General features: G+C 57.2%; 17 protein-coding genes. 8 read left to right on the top strand and 9 right to left on the bottom strand.

Annotated elements, in window-relative coordinates; genetic code table 11:
- Positions 1-6: 6 nt before the first annotated feature.
- Both ACA373_RS04430 and rhaB read right to left on the bottom strand, forming a co-directional pair.
- Positions 7-1,263: an L-rhamnose isomerase gene (locus tag ACA373_RS04430; RefSeq protein ID WP_370734068.1), complete on the bottom strand. Its 1,257-nt coding sequence runs from the start codon at positions 1,261-1,263 to the stop codon at positions 7-9.
- On the bottom strand, positions 1,260-2,732 hold the full coding sequence (gene rhaB / locus ACA373_RS04435; protein WP_370734069.1) for a rhamnulokinase: 1,473 nt from the start codon (positions 2,730-2,732) through the stop codon (positions 1,260-1,262). The genes ACA373_RS04430 and rhaB overlap by 4 nt, the downstream gene beginning before the upstream one ends.
- A gap of 300 nt (positions 2,733-3,032) precedes the next feature.
- Here rhaB and rhaS point away from each other — a divergent pair, with 300 nt between their 5' ends.
- Together rhaS and rhaR are read left to right on the top strand one after the other, a co-directional pair.
- Positions 3,033-3,860 (top strand): HTH-type transcriptional activator RhaS, encoded by an 828-nt coding sequence (rhaS, locus tag ACA373_RS04440; protein ID WP_253454013.1) that lies wholly within the window; start codon positions 3,033-3,035, stop codon positions 3,858-3,860.
- Positions 3,861-3,868: 8 nt separating this feature from the next.
- Complete coding sequence (gene rhaR, locus ACA373_RS04445; protein ID WP_253454011.1) at positions 3,869-4,720, top strand: HTH-type transcriptional activator RhaR; 852 nt, start codon at positions 3,869-3,871, stop codon at positions 4,718-4,720.
- A gap of 25 nt (positions 4,721-4,745) precedes the next feature.
- Here the strand turns inward: rhaR and rhaT are convergent, their stop codons facing one another.
- A complete protein-coding gene (gene rhaT / locus ACA373_RS04450; RefSeq protein WP_253454009.1) occupies positions 4,746-5,780 on the bottom strand; it encodes an L-rhamnose/proton symporter RhaT in 1,035 nt (344 codons plus the stop codon).
- 351 nt (positions 5,781-6,131) lie between these two features.
- Here rhaT and aldA point away from each other — a divergent pair, with 351 nt between their 5' ends.
- From aldA to ACA373_RS04465, 3 genes are all read left to right on the top strand, one after another.
- Positions 6,132-7,568, top strand: coding sequence for an aldehyde dehydrogenase (gene aldA, locus ACA373_RS04455; RefSeq protein ID WP_253454007.1), 1,437 nt, complete (start codon positions 6,132-6,134; stop codon positions 7,566-7,568).
- A gap of 366 nt (positions 7,569-7,934) precedes the next feature.
- Complete coding sequence (locus ACA373_RS04460; protein ID WP_301729516.1) at positions 7,935-9,212, top strand: HAAAP family serine/threonine permease; 1,278 nt, start codon at positions 7,935-7,937, stop codon at positions 9,210-9,212.
- 34 nt (positions 9,213-9,246) lie between these two features.
- A complete protein-coding gene (locus tag ACA373_RS04465) occupies positions 9,247-10,614 on the top strand; it encodes an L-serine ammonia-lyase (RefSeq protein WP_301251702.1) in 1,368 nt (455 codons plus the stop codon).
- A gap of 269 nt (positions 10,615-10,883) precedes the next feature.
- On the opposite strand, the gene ACA373_RS04470 is transcribed toward ACA373_RS04465, so the two are convergent.
- On the bottom strand, positions 10,884-12,191 hold the full coding sequence (locus tag ACA373_RS04470) for an MFS transporter (RefSeq protein ID WP_370734070.1): 1,308 nt from the start codon (positions 12,189-12,191) through the stop codon (positions 10,884-10,886).
- Positions 12,188-13,618, bottom strand: a complete 1,431-nt coding sequence (locus ACA373_RS04475) for a M20 family metallopeptidase (RefSeq protein WP_253453999.1) — start codon at positions 13,616-13,618, stop codon at positions 12,188-12,190. Before ACA373_RS04475 ends, ACA373_RS04470 begins: the two co-directional genes overlap by 4 nt.
- Positions 13,619-13,769: 151 nt before the next feature.
- Between ACA373_RS04475 and ACA373_RS04480 the strand changes: the two genes are divergently transcribed.
- The gene (locus ACA373_RS04480; protein WP_301251701.1) at positions 13,770-14,678 is read left to right on the top strand and encodes a LysR family transcriptional regulator; all 909 of its coding nucleotides are present in this window, start codon (positions 13,770-13,772) and stop codon (positions 14,676-14,678) included.
- A 31-nt stretch (positions 14,679-14,709) separates the two neighbouring features.
- Here the strand turns inward: ACA373_RS04480 and ACA373_RS04485 are convergent, their stop codons facing one another.
- Together ACA373_RS04485 and ACA373_RS04490 are read right to left on the bottom strand one after the other, a co-directional pair.
- A complete protein-coding gene (locus tag ACA373_RS04485; protein ID WP_370734071.1) occupies positions 14,710-16,266 on the bottom strand; it encodes an ABC transporter substrate-binding protein in 1,557 nt (518 codons plus the stop codon).
- A gap of 419 nt (positions 16,267-16,685) precedes the next feature.
- Positions 16,686-17,114, bottom strand: a complete 429-nt coding sequence (locus ACA373_RS04490; RefSeq protein ID WP_125287630.1) for an OsmC family protein — start codon at positions 17,112-17,114, stop codon at positions 16,686-16,688.
- 124 nt (positions 17,115-17,238) lie between these two features.
- Between ACA373_RS04490 and ACA373_RS04495 the strand changes: the two genes are divergently transcribed.
- Complete coding sequence (locus ACA373_RS04495; protein WP_125287631.1) at positions 17,239-17,418, top strand: DUF2158 domain-containing protein; 180 nt, start codon at positions 17,239-17,241, stop codon at positions 17,416-17,418.
- A 48-nt stretch (positions 17,419-17,466) separates the two neighbouring features.
- Positions 17,467-18,705 (top strand): peptidase T, encoded by a 1,239-nt coding sequence (gene pepT, locus ACA373_RS04500; RefSeq protein WP_370734072.1) that lies wholly within the window; start codon positions 17,467-17,469, stop codon positions 18,703-18,705.
- Between the two features lie 45 nt (positions 18,706-18,750).
- On the opposite strand, the gene ACA373_RS04505 is transcribed toward pepT, so the two are convergent.
- Together ACA373_RS04505 and ACA373_RS04510 are read right to left on the bottom strand one after the other, a co-directional pair.
- Entirely contained in the window at positions 18,751-20,409 is a 1,659-nt protein-coding gene (locus ACA373_RS04505; protein WP_370734073.1) for a methyl-accepting chemotaxis protein, read from the bottom strand.
- A gap of 205 nt (positions 20,410-20,614) precedes the next feature.
- Positions 20,615-22,144: a carboxylesterase/lipase family protein gene (locus ACA373_RS04510; protein ID WP_370734074.1), complete on the bottom strand. Its 1,530-nt coding sequence runs from the start codon at positions 22,142-22,144 to the stop codon at positions 20,615-20,617.
- Positions 22,145-22,208 lie beyond the last annotated feature (64 nt).

Genomic DNA, 22,208 nt, shown 5'->3' on the forward strand with positions numbered 1-22,208 from the left:
GCATCCTTAACGTTTGCTGAGAGTTTGTTGTTCATAATGGCGAACGCTGTCAAGCCAGCCTGCGCCCGCCGGGACGTCGTGGCGTACGCAGTACGCTTCCCACACCGCCTGCCACGGCAGCGATTTTTGTTCTTCCAGCAGGGCCAGACGCGCGGTGTAGTCGCCTTCCAGCTCCAGCTTTTTCAGTTTGTCCACCGGCTCCAGCAGCGCCCGCAGCAGCGCTTTTTTGGCGTTGCGCGTGCCGATAACCCAGGCGGCGATACGGTTGATGGAGGCGTCAAAGAAGTCGAGACCAATATGCACCTTGTCAAACAGGCGCTGACGCACGATTTCATGCGCGATGGCCTGGGTTTCGTCATCCAGCAGCACCACGTGATCGCTGTCCCAGCGCACCGGGCGGCTGACGTGCAGCAGCAGACGCGGCACGTAGAGCATGGCGGTTGAGATCTTGTCGGAGATAACTTCAGTCGGATGAAAATGACCGGCATCCAGCGTCAGCGCAGTCTGGCGGCTGGCGGCATAGCCCAGGCAGAATTCGTTTGAGCCAACGGTATAGCTTTCCGCGCCGATGCCGAAAAGTTTGCTCTCTACCGCATCGATATGGTGCGCCGGATCCAGCTTCTCGCTGATGATCTCGTCAAGCGAGTTCGCCAGGCGTTCGCGCGGCGCAAAGCGATCGATGGGCAGATCTTTCATGCCGTCCGGGATCCAGATATTCATAATCGACGGCGTGCCCAGCTGTTCGCCAAACGCGGCCGAAATTTTGCGGCTGGCTTTACAGTGTTCGATCCAGAATTCACGGATCTCTTTATTGGCGCTGGCCAGCGTAAAGCCGTTTTCGCTCAGCGGATGCGAAAAGCAGGACGGGTTGAAATCCAGACCCAGGCCGTTGGTTTTTGCCCATTCCACCCAGTTGGCAAAGTGCTGCGGTTTGATTTCGTTGCGTTCGATCCGGCTGTCGCTTTCCAGATAAATGGCGTGCAGGTTCAGCCTTTTGGGGCCAGGGATCAGCGACATCGCCTGTTCCAGATCGGCGCGAAGTTCGACCGCCGTTCTGGCTCTTCCCGGATAGTTGCCGGTCGCCTGGATGCCGCCGGTCAACGCGCCCTGAGGATTTTCAAAACCGCGGACGTCATCGCCCTGCCAGCAGTGCATTGAGATCGGCAGCTGATCCAGCTGCTTCAGTGCGGCGTCAACGTCCACGCCTTGCTCGGCAAAGCGTGATTTTGCCAGTTCAAACGCCTGCTCAATTGCTTGGGTCATACGCATAGCTCCTTAACCGAATGTGTCAGTGACTGAAAAAGCGCCCAGCTGCGGCTGTAAGCGTCACTGGCCTGTGGAATAAAAGTGTTCAGCGGGAAATTTTGGGTGACCAGCTGGCGGAAATGGGTGACATCCCTGACGCTGCCGTGGGCGATCAGCTGGCTGCCGATATTGCCAAGCGTGGAGGCTTCGACCGGCCCGGCAACCACCGGAATACCGCAGGCGTTGGCACAAAGCTGATTCAGCAGCGGATTCTGACAGCCGCCGCCAACGATGTGCAGCTGGCTGAAAGGCGCGCCCCGTACGGCGGCAAGCTCTTCCAGCACGAAGCGGTAATAGAGCGCCAGACTGTCAAAAATACAGCGAGCCAGCGCGGCGGCCGTGGCAGGCGTCGGCATTCCCTGTCCGGCGCAGGCGTCCTGAATTTCGCGCACCATATTGACCGGATTGATAAAACGATCGTCGTTGGGATTGATAAGCGACCGGCAGGCGGGCTGCGCTTCCGCTTCCCGCACCAGCGCCGGCAGATCGTCGATAGCCAGTTCGCGGCAGACGCGCTGCAGCAGCCAAAGGCCCATAATATTTTTCAGCACGCGGTAGCGCCCTTCCGCACCGCCCTCGTTGGTAATGTTGGCGGCCAGCGCGGCGGCATCGTTATAAGGTTGCAGGCTTTCAAAGCCCATCAGCGACCAGGTGCCGGAGCTGAGCCAGGCGACGTTGTCCGTGGTGAGCGGCGCCGCCAGCACGGCGCTGGCCGTATCGTGTGTAGCGACGGCGATGACCGGGACGGATAAGCCGGTGCTGGCCTTCCAGTCGCCAATTTTTACGCCGGGCGCGGTGGGCTTGCCGAACCAGGCGGGATTGGCACCCGTCCATTCCAGCAGCGCATTATCCCACTCGCCGCTCTGGCTATTCAGCAGCTGCGTGGTGGTGGCGTTGGTGTATTCCCAGTTAAGCTTGCCGGTCAGGCGATAGTGGAAATAGTCCGGGATCAGCAAAGCGTGACGCACGTCATTGAGCCATTCCGGCTGGCTCTCGCACAGCGCACGCAGCTGATAAAGGGTGTTGAAAGGCAGGAACTGGATTGCGGTGCGCTGGTAGATGGCTTGCCGTCCCAAATCGGCGCAGGCCTTCTGCATTACGCCCCAGGTCCGGTCGTCACGATAGGAAACCGGCAGCCCAATCCGCTCACCCTGCTTATTCAGCAGCACGTAATCCACGCCCCAGGTATCAATACCGATACTGTCCGGCGCAATGCCCTGCTGAATCAGCTTGTCCAGCGAAGCAAGGATAAATTTTTCCAGCGCATCCACATCCCAGCATTGCCGCTCTTCCCTGACGACCAGGCTATTGACGCAGCGGGCGACCTCTTCCAGCGCCAGCTTGCCGCTTTGCAGATCAAAGCGGCCCAGCATCACGCGTCCGCTGGAGGCGCCCATGTCGATGGCAACACAATTTTGTAGGCTCATGGCGATGGCTTCCTGTCTGTTTAGTGCCCCCTAGTCTAAAAGCCGCTGCTTTTGGCACCTTCCTGCCAGTGCCAGGCGTGATCCCTCGCTGGCAACAGGGCAAAGGTGAACGTGAAGCAGCTCACATTTCCTGCTGAGGCGCCGGCAAATTAACGGTGTGACGCGACGCGCACTTCCCAACTTGCCTGCGCACTTTCTTGAAAAACAAGCGGATTTGCCGATGTTTCCGGTCAAAAAATCAAGGCAGCAACGCAGGCGGCGGCGGTAAACTGACCCCAGAGTCGACCCAGGAGATGCACCATGACCCTACTACATAGCGTGGACTTTTTTCCCGGCGGCGGCCTGCCCGTTGCCATTGAACCTCGTATGCCGCAGAGCGCCTTTCCTGAACATCACCACGAGGATTTTCACGAAATTGTGCTGGTTGAACAGGGTGCGGGCGTGCACGTGTTCAACGGCGAACCCCGTACGCTTTGCGGCGGATGCGTTTGCTTTGTGCGCGATCATGATCGCCATCTTTATGAAAAAACGGATCGTCTGATCCTGACCAACGTGCTTTATCGTGGGCCGGAGGCGTTTCGCTTTATTACCAACTTCCAGCATCTTTTACCTCAGGAAAAAGAAGGACATTACCCCTCGCACTGGCGTATCAGCGGCCGGGTGATGGAACAGGCGAAAACGCTGATTAAAGAACTGGGCGCGCCGGTAGATCCGAAACAGCCCGAAGCGAGGGCCGAGCAGGAGCTGCGCTTTATGCAGCTGCTGGTGCTGTTGCGGCGCGGATGCAGCGAGCAGCCCGGTGACGATCAGAGCGGGAGAATGCGCGGTCTGCTGGACTGGCTGGCCGACCATTACAGCGAGGAAGTGGACTGGGACGCGCTGGCGGATAAGTTTTCACTTTCGCTGCGCACGCTGCATCGCCAGCTGAAACAACAGACGGGCAGCACGCCCCAGCGTTACCTTAACCGCCTGCGTCTGTTGCAGGCGCGGCATTTGTTACGCCACAGTGAAATGCGTATTACCGATATCGCCTACCACTGCGGATTTGGTGACAGCAATCACTTTTCTACCCTTTTTAAGCGTGAATTTGGCTTTTCTCCGCGTACCATCAGGCAAAATGACCTGTGAGGTGACACGTGAGCAAGCCGCTTTGTCTGGCGAAAGCCGACTATTTTCCGTCCGGGCTGATGCCGGTCGCTATTGCCGACCGCGCGCCCCAGCAAACTTTCCCGTCCCATATTCATGAGTTCTGCGAGCTGGTGATCGTCTGGCGCGGCAACGGGCTGCACGTGATGAACGATCGCCCCTGGCTTATTACCTGCGGCGATCTGTTCTACATCAGTCCTGAAGACTGCCACAGCTATGAGTCGGTCAACGAGCTGGTGCTGGACAACGTGATCTACTGCCCGGAGCGCTTTCGTCTTGGCCTGGACTGGTCGCAGTTTCTGCCGCAGGAAAAAAAGGCCTGGCGGCTGACGACGCGCGGCATGGCTTTGGCGAGAAGCGTGATCCAGCAGCTGGCGCAGGAGAGCGCCAAAAGCGATCGGCTGTCGCGTCAGCTGACGGAGGCGCTGTTTTTACAGCTGGTGTTGATCCTACAGCGTCACCGCTACGCGGCGGACGTTGCCTGGCAGCTGCCTGAGGGCGAACAGCTGGATCTGCTAATGTCGGCCATTCAGGGCCAGCTGGCCCATTTCGATCTCAGCGATTTTTGTCTTCAGCATCAGCTGTCGGAGCGCGCGCTCAAGCAGCTGTTTCGTCAGCAGACCGGCATGACGCCAGGCCAGTATCTGCGGCAGCTGCGCATGTGTAAGGCTAAATTTTTGCTGCGCAGCACGCCTTCGCTGATTGGCGACGTGGCCGCGCTGTGCGGCTTTGAGGACAGCAACTATTTTTCCGTCGTGTTTACCCGGGAAACCGGCATGACGCCCAGCGCCTTTCGCCAGCAGTTCGAACAGCACCGTCAGAAAAAAGCCGCCGCATGGTAAGCGCCACATCCCTGTGGCGTTCCGATCAGGAGATCATCCCCAGACCAACGATGTTGGCGGCAAGAATAATAACCAGACAGCCGCCGCACAGCACGCTGACCGGACGTTTGCCGACGTTCTTCCACTCTTTCAGCACCAGCCCGACCAGCCCTCCGCAGAGCACGTAGAAACTCATGTGCAGCATCCAGCTGATAAAGTCATACTGCGCGGGAATGCGGGCGTGGCCCCAGGCATAGAAGAAGAATTGCAGATACCACATGGTGCCGCCCAGCAGCGACAGCAGCAGATTGCTGACCAGCAGCGGTTTCGCTACCGAGAAATCCGCCTTTACCGACAGGCTGGACTGGGTAGCCAGACGGATAAAGCAGTAGCCCAGGTTAACCAGCGCGCCGCCGCCCATAATCACCACATAGCTGGGCAGCGCGGCATATAAAGGATTGATGCCCAGCTCCAGGGCGGCGTCTTGCATCGGTTTGGCGGCGTTCATCGCAAACGACATGCCGGCGGAGAAAATTCCGCAGAACACAGCCAGCACCAGCCCTTTTTTAAGGTTGAACTCTTCCGCCGTAATGCCCATTGCCCGCTCTTTCAGCAGCCCGGCGCGGGAAACAATCGCCACGCCGCACAGCGCCACCAGTACCCCCAGCAGCGTCAGCCGGCCGCCCGTGGAGCTGAACAGTTCGACAAATCGCCCCTGTAACAGCGGCGTCATCAGCGTGCCGACCACCAGCGTTACGCCGATAGCGATCCCTATTCCCATCGACATGCCCAGGTAGCGCATGGTTAAACCATAGTTAATATTGCCAATCCCCCACATGGCGCCGAACAGAAAAACAGGCAGCAGCTGCGCGAGCGAAAAAGAGCCGTAAAATTCCCAAAAATCAGGCAGCAGCGCGGCGCTGACGGCCCAGGGCAGAATAAGCCATGACATGATCCCGCCTACGGACCACATGGTTTCCCAGGACCAGTGACGCACTTTTTTAAATGGCGCATAGAAGCAGGCGGCGCTGGCCGCGCCCACCAGATGCCAGAAAATACCTGCAAAGATAAGGTGGCTCATGCTTTTTTTCCTTCATAGGAGGGTAAAATTCCCGGTAGGCTGAGTCTACGAAGGTTGCCTCTCTCCACACCTTTGGCTGGCTGCCTGCGCCGGCATGAAAATGGCAAAATCCATCGTCTTATCCCGTCTGCGATCACAGATACAGGTTATCTGTCTTTGCTCTGAAAAACATCCAAATATTTCCATTAACCTGCTGTTTATTCAGCACTCTTCGTCAAATCTCTTTGTCTTTTTGCCAGTTTCACGCGTGGCGTGGCGCTCAGAGAAAGGCATTAACCCTCTCAATGCGGCAGCATAACTGCAACATTACATTAACTAAAACGCAAAATATCATTTACGGAGACGACGCCTGTGACGCGCCTGCATCATTGTTTTATTAACGGCCAGTTTGTTGAGAATCGCAGCGATCGCTGGATTGACGTGATTAACCCCGCTACCGAAGTGCTGCTGTGCCGCATCCCGCAAAGCGATAAAGAAGAGGCCGATCGCGCCATCAGCGCGGCCAAAGCTGCCCAACCCGCCTGGGAAGCGTTACCGGCCGTTGAACGTGGACGCTGGCTGCGCCAGATTGCGGCAGGCATTCGTCGTCGTGAAGCGGAGCTGACCGCCACTATCGTGGCGGAAGGCGGCAAAACGCAGCAGCTGGCCCAGACGGAAGTGCTGTTTACCGCAGACTATCTGGACTATATGGCCGAATGGGCGCGCCGTTATGAAGGGGAGATTGTGCAAAGCGATCGCCCTGACGAAACCATCCTGATATTGAAAAAAGCGATTGGCGTGACCACGGGGATCCTGCCGTGGAACTTCCCTTTTTTCCTGATTGCCCGCAAAGCCGCTCCGGCATTGATAACCGGCAATACCATTGTGATCAAACCCAGCGAGCTGACGCCGGCCAACGCGATAATATTTGCTGAAATCGTTGAAGAGATTGGGCTGCCGCCGGGCGTGTTCAATCTGGTAACCGGCTATGGGCCGGAGGTAGGACAGGCTCTGGCCGCCAGCCCGGAAGTGGGAATGGTCAGCCTGACCGGTAGCGTAAACGCCGGGATCGCCACGCTGGAGGCGGCGGCAAAAAACGTCACCAAAGTCGCGCTGGAGCTGGGCGGCAAAGCGCCCGCCATCGTCATGAACGATGCGGATCTGGATCTGGCGGTAAAAGCCATCGTGGCTTCGCGCATGATTAATACCGGGCAGGTCTGCAACTGTACGGAGCGCCTTTATGTCCAGGAAGGCGTTTATGATGAGGTGGTGCGCCGCCTGACGGCGGCTTTTAATGCGGTCAGCTGCGGCGATCCCGCGCAGGACGACACGCTGGATATGGGCCCGCTGATTTCTGCCGACGCGCTGGCGCGGCTGGAGCACAAAGTGGCCCATGCTGTGGAACAGGGCGCGACTGTAGTGGCTGGCGGCAAACGCAAAGGCGATCGCGGGTTCTTCTTTGAGCCAACGCTGCTGACCAACGTACGCCAGGACATGGCTATCGTCCGGGAAGAGACTTTTGGCCCGGTGTTGCCGGTTATCCCCTTCGCAACGCTGGATGACGCGATCGCGCTGGCTAACGACAGCGAATATGGGCTGACCTCCTCCATTTTTACCGAAAACCTGAATACGGCGATGCAGGCGATGAAAAAGCTGCGGTTTGGCGAAACCTACGTTAACCGCGAAAATTTTGAAGCGATGCAGGGTTTCCATGCTGGCTGGCGTAAATCCGGCATTGGCGGCGCCGACGGTCGCCACGGCCTGGAAGAATATCTACAGACCCACGTCGTTTATTTACAGGCACGCTGAATAACCAGGGCCGATGGTAGTCGGCCTTTTTCTTCTCACTCAAAAGTTACCACGCGCTTATAATTCTGCGTGTTACCTCCGCTTAATTAATTTTTTTAAAATATAAAATATATTTTATTTCCAGCCTGATTTTTATCCCTCCTGATTATTAATCCTCAACAAACCCTCTCAGCAAAATAATAAAGTGCGCGTTAAGACTTTTTTAATATCCGATGCGAGATCCGGATCACTGTTTATCCGGCGCGTTCAGGTTAGTTTCCTTGCCGCCGCCTGAGTAGTTTAATATCTCGCTCCGAGCGGAATAACCCATACTAAATTTTGATAATTTGGCAGCTTTTTAGATTATTATTTTAACCGGAGAGTACAATGCATATTCCTCAGGCAGCCGCAGAACCGCTTGCCGCTACGACGTGGCGTAAAACCGATACCGTCTGGATGCTGGGACTATACGGCACCGCCATCGGCGCAGGGGTGCTTTTCCTGCCGATCAATGCCGGCGTTGGCGGGTTAATTCCGCTGATTATTATGACCCTTCTCGCCTTCCCTATGACCTATTACGCCCATCGCGGGCTGACTCGTTTTGTGCTGTCGGGTAAAAATCCCGGCGAAGATATAACGGAAGTGGTGGAAGAACATTTTGGTCGCGGCGCAGGCAAGCTGATAACCCTGCTCTATTTTTTAGCTATCTATCCTATTCTGCTGGTTTACAGCGTGGCGATAACCAATACGGTAGAGAGTTTTCTGACGCATCAGCTGGGTATGATCAGCCCACCGCGTATGGTGCTGTCGCTGCTGTTGATCGTGGCGATGATGGCTATCGTGCGGTTTGGCGAACAGATGATCGTAAAAGCGATGAGCGTGCTGGTTTTTCCATTTGTCGCCGCGCTGATGGTGCTGGCCGTTTATCTGATCCCTCGCTGGAACAGCGCCGCGCTGGATACGCTTTCTTTTACTACGACCAGCTCAGGCAGCCTGATGTTGACGCTCTGGCTGGCGATACCGGTGATGGTATTTTCTTTTAACCATTCGCCAATTATCTCTTCTTTTGCCGTCGCCAAACGCAAAGAGTATGGCGCGGACGCCGAGCCGAAATGTTCCCGCATTCTGGCACGCGCGCACGGCATGATGGTGCTGACGGTGATGTTTTTTGTTTTCAGCTGCGTCCTCAGCCTGACGCCGGCCGATCTGGCCGCGGCTAAAGCGCAAAATATCTCCATTCTTTCTTATCTGGCCAATCATTTTAACGCCCCGGTTATCGCCTGGATGGCGCCGATTATCGCCATGATCGCTATAACAAAATCTTTCCTGGGACACTATTTAGGCGCGCGCGAGGGGTTTAACGGCATCGTAGCAAAATCGTTGCGCTCCGTCGGAAAAGAGATCGGGCCGAAAAAGCTTAACCGCCTGACGGCGCTGTTTATGCTGCTGACCTGCTGGCTTGTCGCCACGCTGAATCCCAGCATTCTGGGCATTATCGAAACGCTCGGCGGCCCGGTGATCGCCATGATCCTGTTCCTGATGCCGATGTATGCGATCCGCAGGATCCCGGCGATGCAGCAGTATCGCGGCCACCTCAGCAACCTTTTCGTGGTGCTGGCAGGCCTGGTCGCCATTTCGGGCATTGTTTACTCACTGATGAATTGATCGGCCGGGCCTTCTCTTTTCGCGCGGAGTTTTTATGATTAGCGTTTTCGACATGTTTAAAATCGGTATCGGGCCTTCCAGCTCGCATACCGTCGGGCCAATGAAGGCCGGTAAAACTTTTATTGATGAATTAATTGCCCACCATCTGCTCCTTGACGCCACCTCGCTGGTTGTCGATTTATACGGCTCGCTTGCGGCGACGGGCAAAGGGCACAATACCGACACCGCTATTATTATGGGGCTGGCCGGCTGGCTGCCGGAAAGCGTCGATATTGATGCCATTGCGCCTTTTATGCAGCAGCTGGCCGCTACGGGTCATCTTCCCCTGGCTGAAGGCAAACACGAAGTCGCCTTTCCGCTTGAGCAGTGCATGGTTTTTCACAGCGTGAATTTGCCGCTTCATGAAAATGGGATGCGTATTACCGCCTTTGCCGGTTCCCGGCGCCTGTTGACCAGAGTCTACTATTCCGTGGGCGGCGGCTTTATCGTTGATGAAGCGCATTTTCATCAGCCACGGCAAAGCGCCGTTGCGGTGCCTTGGCCCTATAAAAATTCCGCCGACCTGCGCCAGCACTGCGCCGAAACCGGGCTGTCGCTTTCCGGGCTGATGATGCAAAACGAGCGGGCTTTACATTCTCCGCAGGAGTTGGATGCTTACCTGTTGCGGTTGTGGGAAGTCATGAGCAACGGCATTGCTCGCGGCATGACTACGGAAGGCATTATGCCAGGCCGTTTGCGGGTGCCGCGTCGTGCGGCAGCCCTGCGCCGCACGCTGGTCAGCAGCGATAAAACCACCAGCGATCCCCTGGCGGTAGTTGACTGGATCAATATGTTTGCGTTGGCGGTCAGCGAGGAAAACGCCACGGGCGGCCGCGTGGTAACCGCACCGACCAACGGCGCCTGCGGTATTATCCCGGCGGTGCTTGCCTATTACGATAAGTTTATTCGTGAAGTCAACGCCGGTTCGCTGGCTCGCTTTATCCTGGCCGCCAGCGCTATTGGCTCGCTGTATAAGATGAACGCCTCGATTTCGGGCGCGGAAGTAGGCTGCCAGGGAGAAGTGGGCGTCGCCTGCTCCATGGCCGCCGCCGGGCTGGCCGAACTGCTGGGCGGCAGCCCAGCCCAGGTTTGCATCGCGGCGGAGATTGCCATGGAGCATAACCTTGGGCTGACCTGCGATCCGGTGGCGGGCCAGGTGCAGGTACCCTGCATTGAGCGCAACGCCATCGCGGCCGTCAAAGCGGTTAACGCGGCACGGATGGCGCTTTATCGCGTCAGCGAGCCTCGGGTCTGTCTGGATAAGGTGATTGAAACCATGTATGAAACGGGAAAAGATATGAATGCTAAATATCGTGAGACTTCTCGTGGCGGCCTGGCAATTAAAGTGGTCACCGCCAGTTAAGCCAGGGTTGGCTTAGCCGTATCGATCGCCGCCCTGTTTGGCCCGCGTCATAACCACGCGGGCTTTTTATCGCTTTTAGAAAGGCGCGCGCCTGTCGCGTTTGGTTGCTGCACATAGCCTGAAAGGCGCATATCCGTGTTTCAGGCTGGTTTTATAAGGCCACGCATCTTTTGTTCCTGGCCGGTTGCCAGAGTTTTTAACAAAGGCTCGTTCCTGGCCGGTTGCCAGAGTTTTTACTAAAGGCATGAACCTTTCGTTTCGGGCTGCTTCTACAGCGCTTCCCCCCGCTCGCCCGTTTGTTCTTCTCCTGGCCTGGTTTGACTTTTCAGTAGCGCCCAGCCGCTGAGCAGCGTCAGTGCCATCAGGTAATAGCCCGGTGCCAGGCTGGTGCCGGTCGCGCTAATCAGCAACGTACAGATCAGCGGCGCAAAACCACCGAACAAGGTTACAGCGACGTTGTAACTAATCGCCATACCGCTGGCGCGCGTGGTCACCGGGAAGAGATCGGCCATCATTGACGGCACCACTGAGAAGTAGATCGATTTCAGCAGCGCCAACCAGCCGACCAGCAACAGCAGTCTGCCCGCCGTCGGCTGGTTCACCACCAGCGCGAAAGCCGGATAAATAGTTACCAGCAGCAGCGACAGCGAGCCCCACATCAGCGGCCTGCGCCCGATTTTTTCCGCCCACAGCCCCATCAGCGGCGTGACCACCGTCAGGATTATGCCCGCAAGCAGCGTGGCGCTGAAGGCCGTGGTCGCGGAAAGATGCAGGCTTTTGGTGGCGTAGGTCGGCACGTAGTTAAGCATGTAGTTGATGCCGGTTGAAATAATCATCAGGCCGATCGCCAGCAGCATCAGGCTTTTCTGCTGCCCTGCCAACAGCCGAAGCGGCGAGCGAATTTTCTCGCGGCGGCTGAAGCTTTCCGGCTCGTGCAAATGACGACGAATGTACAGCCCGACCGGGCCAATCAGCAGGCCGAAGGCAAAAGGAAGGCGCCAGCCCCAGCTTTCCATCTGCGCCTCGCTCAGAGAGTGTGCCAGCCCAAGACCAAACGCCGAAGCCATCAGCGTGCTGGCTCCCTGAGTGGCGAACTGCCAGCTGGCGATAAAAGCGCGGCGCTGCGGGAAGTGCTCAACCAGGAAAGCCGTCGAGCTGCCGAATTCGCCGCCGGCGGAAAAACCCTGGATCAGGCGAGCCAGCAGCACCAACACCGGCGCGGCCAGGCCGATAGTGGCGTAAGCGGGCATAAGAACAATGATAGCGCCGCCCAGCATCATCAGGGAAATGGACATCAGCAGCGCTTTTTTGCGCCCGACACGATCGGCATAGGCGCCCAGCACCACCGCGCCAAGCGGGCGGATCAGAAAAGAAACGCCAAAACTGCCGAAGGTCAGCAGCAGCGACACCGCCGGATCCGCCGTGGGGAAAAAAGCCTGCGCGATATAGCTGGCGAAGAAGCCATAAATCGCAATATCGAACCACTCCAGCGCGTTGCCGATACAGGTGGCGAACAGCGTTTTATACAGGTTGGGCGTGGCCGCTACAGAACGCTGCCGGTCGATTAAGGTACTCATTGCGCGCCTCCTTGCTGCTGCCTGAACCGCTGGTGGCTGGCAATCAGTTCGCTGCCCTTCTCGCCCAGATCCCACAGCAGCCGGGTCATTATCTGCAAACCCTCACGCGCAACAGATTGCAGCATGTGTTCATCCACGGCGTGTTGGCCGCAGGCCGGATAGGAGTGCGGGATCCAGAGCGTGGGCAGGTTCAGAATATGCGCGAAGACGTCATTCGGCAGTGAACCGCCCAGGTTTGGCAGCAGCGCGGGCTTTTTGCCGCTGACCTGCTGGATTGCCTCCAGCGCCCAGCCCACCAGCGGATTGCGCGGATCGAGCCGGGTTGCTGGCGAGCCGCGCAGCATCTTCACTTCTACCTGGCTGAATCCTGCTGCGGCCAGGTGCTCACGCAGGTGACGCTCAATGTTTTCCCAGTCGGTGCCCGGCACAAAACGCAGCTGGCAGACCGCCGTTGCGCTGCCGGGAATAGCGTTCATTGGCCGCGCCGGATTGCCCGTCAGAAAGGACAGCATCTCCAGAGTGTTCCAGCCATAGAGCCGTTCAGTGGGCGTCAGCCCCGCTTCGCCCCATTGCGCATCGATCTGCGGGCCGTTGACATCCTGTTGCAGGGTAATGTCGCTCAGGATCGCGCGGATCTCTTCCGTCAGCGCCGGCGGCTTCAGCGACGCAACCTGAAGCTGGCCGTGCTGGTTCACCAGAGAGGAAAAAGCGTTCGCCAGCTGGGTGCCAGGATTGCTGAGCAGGCCGCCCCAGTTGCCGGAATGGTAGTCGCGATCGCGGGCGTTGATGCTCAGCCGAACGTTTACCGCCCCGCGCGAGCCAAGAAACAGCGTGGGCCTTTCGGCGCTCAGCCTGGGGCCGTCAGAGGCGATAAAAATATCTGCGCCGAGCAGTTCCGGGTTTTCGCGACAGATTTGCGCCAGGCCGGGCGAGCTGATCTCTTCGCCCATTTCGAACAAAAATTTGCAGTTAAACCCCAGCCTGCCGCCGCGAGCCGCGTAGATCTGTTCGAGCGCGGCGATATTGACCGAGTGCTGGCCTTTGTTGTCCGCGCTGCCCCGCCCGTACCAGCGGTCGCCCTCTTCCGTCAGCCGCCACGGAGCCAGCCCTTCGCGCCAGTTTTCGTCGTCGCCGAACACTACGTCGCCGTGTCCGTAGCAGAGCAGCGTCGGCAGCGCGGCGTCTTCAATACGCGAGGCCAGCAGAAACGGGTAGCGCGGCGCCTGAGGATTATCGATTGCGATTAGCTCAAAGCCCATTGCCTGCATGGCCGGGGCGATTTCCTGCTGCAGGTAGCGCTGGATCTCCGCCTCGCGGTTCTCCCGCTGGCTTTCGGAACGAATGGCGATGCGTCTGGCCAGCACCTGTTTAAACTCACCGCGGTCAAACCATGCCATGGCCTGCGTCAGAAGCTGCTCGAGGGTCATAAGTCACCTGTGTTTGCTTTTATAGTGTTATGGCTTCCATCTAAGCTAAAATCTGGCTTTGCCACAATTATAAAAATATCAAACAAGCTTTGCTGCAAAAGCAAAGGTTCGCTGCACTACCAGGCAGCATGCACCATAAAGAGGCAGGTTTATGCTTAGTCCTGAAGTCCGCTATTTTCTGGCCGTCGCCAGTACAGGTTCGCTTAGCGCCGCCAGCCAGCAGCTGTTTGTGGCCGTTTCGGCTATCAGTCGTCAGATCCAGCGTCTGGAGGCGGATATTGGCGCGCCGCTGTTTGAGCGCCATGCGCGCGGTATGATCCTTAACGATGCGGGCAGAATTTTTGAGGGTCACGTCAGGCGAAGCCTGCTGGGCATGGAGCAGGCAAAAGCGGAAATCAAAGGCCTGAAGGCGGTACGGCGCACGGCGCTGCGCGTCGCCTGTACCGACGGCATGGCGTTCAGCCTGCTGCCGGGGCTGTGTTCGCGGTTCCGTCAGCTCAATCCGGCGGTCAGCTTTAACCTGACCGTAGGAAGCGTTGAGGAGGTGGCGGATATTTTGCGCCAGGGCGAATGCGATGTGGCTTTTCAGTTCAGCCTGCATCCGGAGCGCGGCGTCGAGGTGCTGGGCTCCTGGCCCGCGCCGGTGCTGATGGTGATGCGTAAAGACCATCCGCTGGCGGAAAAGTCGATCCGGCTGCAGGATTTATCCGCCTGGCCGATGGCGCTGCCCGATCGCGCTACCACGGTGCGCCAGCTGTTTGATCTCTCCTGTCAGATGAACGGCACCTTTATCGAGCCGGTACTCACCTGCAATAATTTCAGCACGCTCTATGCATTTTTACAGCAAAACCCGCTGGCGATCACGCTATGCAGCCCGTTCACGGTGCTGTTCCAGTACGCCGGGCTGGATCTGGCGCTGCGTTCTCTCGGGATCGATCAGCTGACCCAGCGTACATTGCAGGTTCAGACCGTGACCGGCCGTCAGCGTTCAGCGGCGCTGAATCTGTTCCTTGCCTATGCCTGCGAAGAATTAGGCAAGCACAGCGGGAACGGGCGCTGAAATGGCCCGCTCCCGCGCCGAATAGCCGCGGCTATTTAAGATCGACCTGCCAGAAAAGGTGTTTGCCAAAAGGATCAACCTGATAGCCCGTCACCTCTTTGCGTACCGGTTCAAAAATGGTGGAATGGGCAATCATCACCGCCGGCATTTGATCGTGCATCATCTGCTGCGCCTGGCGGTAAAGGACCACGCGCTTCTGATGATCCTGTTCCGAGCGCGCCTCAGTAATCAGCGCATCAAACGGCTTGTAACACCACTTAGCCGAATTCGATCCGCCTTTCGTCGCGGTACAGCTGAACAGCGGCCCGAAGAAATTATCCGGATCGCCTGTTGCGGTGGTCCAGCCCATCAGCGCCGCCTGATGCTCGCCGTTTTTAACGCGCTGCAGATACTCGCCCCATTCAAAGGTGACGATATGGGCGTTGATGCCCACTTTTTGCCAGTCGGCCTGGATCATCTCCGCCATACGGCGCGCGTTGGGGTTGTAAGGCCGCTGAACCGGCATCGCCCACAGCTCTATGGCGGTGCCCGGCGCCACGCCCGCCTCTTTTAACAGCGCTTTAGCGCGCTGCGGATCGTAAGGATAATCCTGTAAATCGCTGGCGGCGCTCCAGACGTCAGGCGGCAGCAAATTTTTTGCCGTCGTGCCCGTACCCTGAAAAATAGCGTCGATAATCGCAGGTTTGTTGATCGCCATCGCCAGCGCCTGGCGCACCCGGACGTTATCCGTCGGGGCTTTTTGCGTGTTAAACGCCAGAAAGCCCGTGTTGAGTCCGGGTTTTTGCATCACCACCAGATTGCTGTCCGCCCGTATTTTGGGCAAATCGGCCGGGTTGGGAAACGGCATCACCTGGCATTCATTTTTGGTCAGCTTGGCGAGACGTACCGAGGCATCCGGGGTAATAGAGAAAACCAGCCTGTCCAGCTTCGCTTTCCCCTGCCAGTATTCAGGGAAAGCGCGGTAAAGAATGCGCGAATCTTTCTGATACTGCGCGAGCACAAAAGGCCCGGTGCCGAGCGGATCGCTGTCGACCTTCTCCGGCGTGCCCGCTTTCAGCATGGCATCGGCATAGTCAGCCGAAAGAATAGAAGCAAAATACCAGGCCAGATCGGCCAGAAACGGCGCTTCGGCATGGGCCAGCGTAAAGCGCACGGTGTGCTCGTCCAGTTTCTCGATATTTTTAATCAGCGAGCCGAACTCCAGGCTTTCAAAGTTGGCGTAGGTGCCGCCGGAAACGTTGTGATAAGGGTGCTGCGGATCTTTCTGCCGCATAAAAGAAAAAATTACGTCGTCTGCGCCAAAATCGCGCGTGGGATGAAAATAGCGGTTGCTTTGAAATTTTACGCCTTTGCGTAAATGAAAGGTGTAAACGGTGCCGTCAGCACTGATATCCCAGCTTTCTGCCAGGCTTGGCATAAGTTCAGTGGTGCCGGGTTTAAAGTCCACCAGCCGGTTATAAACGGTCGCGGCGCTGGCATCTACGCTGGTGCCTGACGTATAAAGCTGCGGATTAAAATTTTCTGGCGATCCCTCCGAGCAGAATACCAGCGTATTGGCCGCCGCGCCCGTTGCCGCTGCCAGTAGCATAGCGGCTGTTACTCCTTTCAATACCGATTGCTTCATCCCCTTCTCCCCTGATTAACAGATTAAGTCAGTGCCGGATATCAATGCCGTGAAGCCTGAGTCGGAATCAAGCCGCAAACCACTATTAACCTTGTTTTATCCAAATAGCAAAGGGAATTCGGTTTGATATTTATCCATACAACTTACTGATGTTACGGTTAATCCTGAATGCGCGCCCCGGCAGAAGCGAAATAAAATAGCGCGTTGGAGATAACGCTGATTAAACAGACCTGCTGTTAAGATCGGCCAGGTTATTCAGAGGATGTTTACCGAGGGGATTTAATTAACGGGTAATTAGCAACACATTGCCAGTGCGCTATAAAGATATTTTCAGTAGAAAGAAGAAATAATACCCTGCCGGGCGGCAGGGTATCGGGGCCCGATTAGTTCAGCTTATAATCCAGCGTAATTTCCGCATTCATCAACTGGGAAACCGGACAGCCCGCTTTGGCCTGATTGATGATTTCATCAAACTTAGCGCTGTCGACGCCCGGCAGAGCGATCTGGCTCTGCAGCGCGATTTTGGTGATCTTAAAGCCTTCGCCAACTTTATCCAGCGAGACGTCCGCCGTGGTGTCAATGCTGTCCGGCACCAGACCTTCGTTACCCAGCATCAGCGAGAGCGCCATCGAGAAGCAGGCAGCGTGTGCCGCGCCGATCAGCTCTTCCGGGTTAGTGCCCGGCTTGCCTTCAAAGCGGGTGTTGAAACCGTAAGGCTGTTCTTTCAGCGCGCCGCTTTCGGTGCTGATAGTGCCCTTACCTTTCTTGATATCGCCTTCCCAGTGTGCCTGACCTTTCTTATGAATAGTCATCAATATCCTCCCGTTTGCTTTGCATGAAGGGTAAGTATAGTGACTTTTCAGCAGTTTGCTGACGAAGCACTTGCAAATGCTCATTTACTAACCGTTAATAGAAGGAGACCACAGGAGAAATACCATGTTTAAAACTGATGATATTGTGCAAAGTAAAACCGGCGGCCCAAAGATGGTGGTATTGCAGGTTAAAGGCGAGACGCTTTATTGTGCCAGAGTGGATGATGCCGACAAAAAAGAGATCGAGGTGCCTGCCAGCTCGGTCAATCTTTACCATGAAGACGGCGACTTTGGCGTTTGCTGATAAGCAGGGCCGCCCGGCCCTTTTCTTCTCTTAAGCACAGGATTGTCTATGTCTCAGCAACTGGCCAGCCAGTTAACCAGCCGTTTTTTCCGCTATCTTGCCGTCACCAGCCAGAGCGATGCCGCCGCGACAAGCCTGCCCAGCACGCCCGGTCAGCAGACGCTGGCTAACCTGCTGGCGGAAGAGCTGCGCGCCCTGCGGCTGGAAAATGTGCAGGTCGATGAATGCGCGACCGTTACCGCTGTCCTGCCCGGCAAGGCGCCGGGCGCGCCGCGTATCGGTTTTCTCACCCATATCGACACCGTCGATGTCGGCCTCTCGCCCCATATTCACCCGCAGATTTTGCGCTTTGAAGGCCAGGATCTCTGCCTCAACAGTGAACAGGAGATCTGGCTGCGGGTGGCTGAACACCCGGAGATCGTCCCTTATCAGCATGAGGAAATTATCTTTAGCGACGGCACCAGCGTGCTGGGCGCCGATAATAAGGCGGCCGTTACGGTCGTGATGACGCTCCTGGAAAACCTCCGCGACGCAGCGACGCACGGCGATATCGTGGTCGCCTTTGTGCCTGATGAAGAGATCGGCCTGCGCGGTGCCAAAGCGCTGGATCTGGAGAAACGCTTTAACGTCGATTTCGCTTATACCATTGACTGCTGCGAGCTGGGCGAAGTGGTCTATGAAAATTTCAACGCGGCGTCGGCGGATATCCGCTTCACCGGCGTGCCGGCGCATCCGATGTCAGGCAAAGGCGTACTGGTGAATCCCCTGCTGATGGCCTGGGATTTTATCAGCCATTTTGACCGCCGCCAGACGCCGGAGCACACGGCCGGACGCGAAGGCTATATCTGGTTTAACGAGATGACGGCAAACGCGAGCGAGGCAAGACTAAAAGCCTCTATCCGTGATTTCGGGCTGACGGGCTTTGCGCAACGCAAGCAGCAAATCAACGAGGTCGCCGCCTTGATTGCCGGACAGTATCCGACCGGCAAGGTGGAGGTCAGCATCAGCGAGATCTACAGCAATATCAGCAACGCTATCGGCGAAGATCGACGAGCGATAGATCTGCTGTTTGCCGCGCTGGAGACGCTGAACATTACCGCGAAGGTTACGCCGATGCGCGGCGGAACCGACGGCGCGGCGCTGTCGGCGAAGGGCCTGCTGACGCCAAACTTTTTTACCGGCGCGCACAACTTCCATTCCCGCTTTGAATTCCTGCCGGTCTCCTCCTTTGTGAAGTCTTATCAGGTGGCAGAGCAGCTTTGCCTGCTGGCCGCGCGGCAGGCATAAAAAAAGCGCCAGGTTACGGCGCTTCAGGCTAAGGCATAACGAGGATCAGAAAGAGACCCAGTCATCGGCGCTGGCTTTCGCCACGGCTGGCCGTGCGCTAATCGGCGCGGCCTTGACGTAAGGCGTCGGTGACGGCCTGGCGGCTGTAGCCGGTGAGAGACGGAACTTAGAAACGGAGAGCGTCAGCTCTTCGGTCTGGCGCTCCAGCGCGCTGGCCGCTGTAGAAACCTCTTCCACCAGCGAGGCATTTTGCTGCGTCACGCTGTCCATTTCGGTAATGGCGGTGCCAATCTGCGAAATGCCCTTGCTTTGCTCTTCCGAAGCGGAGGCGATCTGCTTCATGATCTCCACAACTTCCGCTACCGCCTGTAGCATGTCGTCCATGGTGCTACCGGCTTCGCCAACCAGTCGGGATCCCTGATTCACGCGAGTAACGGAATCCGCAATCAGCGTTTCAATCTCTTTCGCCGCCCCGGCGCTGCGCTGGGCAAGGTTGCGCACTTCGCTGGCTACCACGGCGAAACCACGGCCCTGCTCGCCTGCCCGCGCCGCCTCTACCGCTGCGTTCAGCGCCAGAATGTTGGTCTGGAAAGCGATGCTGTTAATCACGCTGGTGATTTCCGCAATCTTGCGAGAACTGCCGGAAATGCCCTGCATGGTATCCACCACGTCTTTTACCAGCTTGCCGCCCTTGCTGGCGGTGGTTGAGGCGCTCTGCGCCAGTTCGCTGGCCTGACGCGCGTTGTCGGCGTTGAATTTCACGGTGGCCGTTAATTGCTCCATGCTCGCGGCGGTTTCTTCCAGCGCGGCGGCCTGCTGCTCAGTGCGAGAGGAAAGATCGTTGTTACCGGAAGAGATTTCCGCCGCGCCACGGTAGATATTATCCGTGCCGCTGCGGATGGCGCTGACGGCTTCACGCAGGCTATCCTGCATGGCGCGCAGCAGCGGCATCAGTCGGCCAACGCAGTTGCGGCCGATATCTTCCAGCGGATGGCTCAAATCGCCCTCGGCGATGCGGCGGAAGTGCTCGCGCATTCCATCCAGCGGGCGCACCAGCATTTTTACCAGGTAGCGGTCGGTAAAAAGCAGGATCAGCAGGCCGGCAATCACCGCCATAACAATGATCATTTTAGTCATATCGGTCAGGTGATCGACGGTGACCCGCGTTACGTCCAGCTTTTCGCCAGCGGCAAGGTTGAATTTATCCACGCTGGCGCCAAAAGCGCGGCTGAGCGGCGGCGTCACGCTGGCGGCATGACGACGGAAATCGTCCAGCGACGCCTGCTGCGCCAGCTGCATCTGCGGCAGAACCCCTTCGTCCAGCAGTTTCTGCCAGCTGGCGATGACGGCAGCAGCGTAGCCTGGTGCCAGTGGGCCTGGCGCTTCGGCTTTGAAATCGGCCAGCAGCGTGGTCATATTATCCAGCGCTTTTTGTACCGAGGCCATATCCGCAGCCGCCGTTGGGCTTCCCGCCTGGCGGGATTCTACTGCGCGCGTCAGACGAGTAATAAAGCGAAAATATTGATCGTTGCCCTTGCTCAGGGTGGTCATCTGGTTCACCAGCTCACGGTCAACCTCGTTGCCCTGGCCCAGCGAATTCAGCGCGCAGACGCTGTAAATGCCCACCGCCGTCCATAGCAGGCAGAAAAGCCCGAGGATCGACAGCATTACGCTGCGGATGGAAAAATCTTTTAGCAAATTCATAACTACTCCGTAACGATGTTAAAACCCGAATGCTCGTCCTGCGTGGTGGACGCTTGACAGGAGTTATCGGCATCGCCAACAAAATCATGAGTAATTATTTCTTTCTTATTCAGGGCGTTACTGACCATAACGCAGCGTTAAGTCCTTGCTGCGCCTGTTATTTGTTTTTTAATCCGTTATAAATCGAGCGGGACGATGTTAAAAATTATCCCCGGAGTTTAACAATATTTTTCATCAGCAGGCGAAACAGCTGCATCCGTCTGCGCATAAAGTTTTTCTCCAGCCTGAGCGTCGGGCCCGTTTCGCCGAAGCGCATCATTACGTCTGCGCCAGGCTGCCAAACCGGCCAGTCGGGTTCGCCTTCGAGCCGGTGAGAAAAGAGGCTGGCGTGGCGGGCAAAATTCAGCCAGTAACCGCTAACCTTTTTAGCAAACTCGCGATCGCCTGCGGTAAAGGGGCGATCGCCCATTTGCGTGGTCAGCTCGTCGAGGGTATTGAGCGTATAGGGGATCTCATTGCCGTGCCAGGTTCCTTCAGGATAAAGGTCACGCGAATTTTCTGATACGTAATCGAAGTAGTAGCGCCAGACAGGGATACCTTTGCGAGCGTGGGAGAGCGCGGCGATATAGCCCATGGCGGTAAAAGTCATATCACGCGCCACCTGCCTGCCGAGCTTGTCGTCATCATACAGGCCGTCGTACAGCAGGCGGATCATTTTCATACGCAATCCCAGGCGCTGCGTGGCGCGCAGCTGCCGGATAATCAGCGCGGGATCGACCCCAAAATAGCTGAGAACGCTGGCCTCATCGCTGTTGCTGCCGATCATTAACGGCAGTTTGTGCTGGGCGGCGTTGTTAAAGACTTTCAGCATGGGTACGGGTAAAACCCGATCGCCCGCTATCGCCACCGGGCCGTTAGCCAGCGAACTCTCCAGCGGCCAGAAGGCGTCGGCAGGCAGCGCGCGCAGCTGCTCCGCCGTGGCGTGCGGCAAATCAAAATGGCGGGCCAGCTTTTCGCCGTTTGCCAGCGCCTTTTCGCGCGGCAGATCGGGCAGCGCATAGGGGCTTTGCGCGATGCCTTTATGGAACAATCCAACCGAAAGCGGCGAGGAAAAAAGCGAAAGCACGCTGCGCGCGCCGGATGATTCTCCGAAGATCGTTACGTTATGCGGATTGCCGCCGAAGGCAGCGATATTACGCTGTATCCATTGCAAAGCAGCGATTTGATCCAGCAGCGCAAAATTATTGACGACTTCGCCCGGCGCATACTCTTTATCCAGCGCCGGATGCGCAAAAAATCCCAGATGACCCAGCCGATAGTTAAGGGTAACCACCACCACGCCCTGCGAGGCCAGCGGCTGGCCGATATAGGGCGCCAGGCCCGCCGCGCCAATGGTAAAACCGCCGCCGTGGATCCAGACCATGACCGGCATTGGGCCCGCCGGCTCCGTTTCCGGCGTCCAGACGTTCAGATAGAGACAATCCTCACTGAACGCGCCCGGATCGCCGCCGCCCACCGCCATGCAATATTGCCGGTTCTGCCAGCTGGCCGCCCCCCATGCCGTGGCGTCACGCTCTCCCTGCCACGGCGTTACCGGCTTCGGCGATCTCCAGCGATACTCGCCGACAGGCGGCGCGGCATAAGGTATTCCCCTGAAAACAAAAACGTCCTTATCCAGACTGCCGCACAGGGTCCCTTCTGCCGTCCTTATCCTTATCAAGCGTTCGTTTTTCATTGCTGCGTCCTGAGTAATCTGCTGACTATTATTTGCAAGCGCCACGGCAAAGTCCAACAGGTGA

Origin of the sequence: Erwinia sp. STN24 (genome assembly GCF_041320675.1) — a bacterium.
GTDB lineage: Bacteria > Pseudomonadota > Gammaproteobacteria > Enterobacterales > Enterobacteriaceae > Erwinia > Erwinia aeris.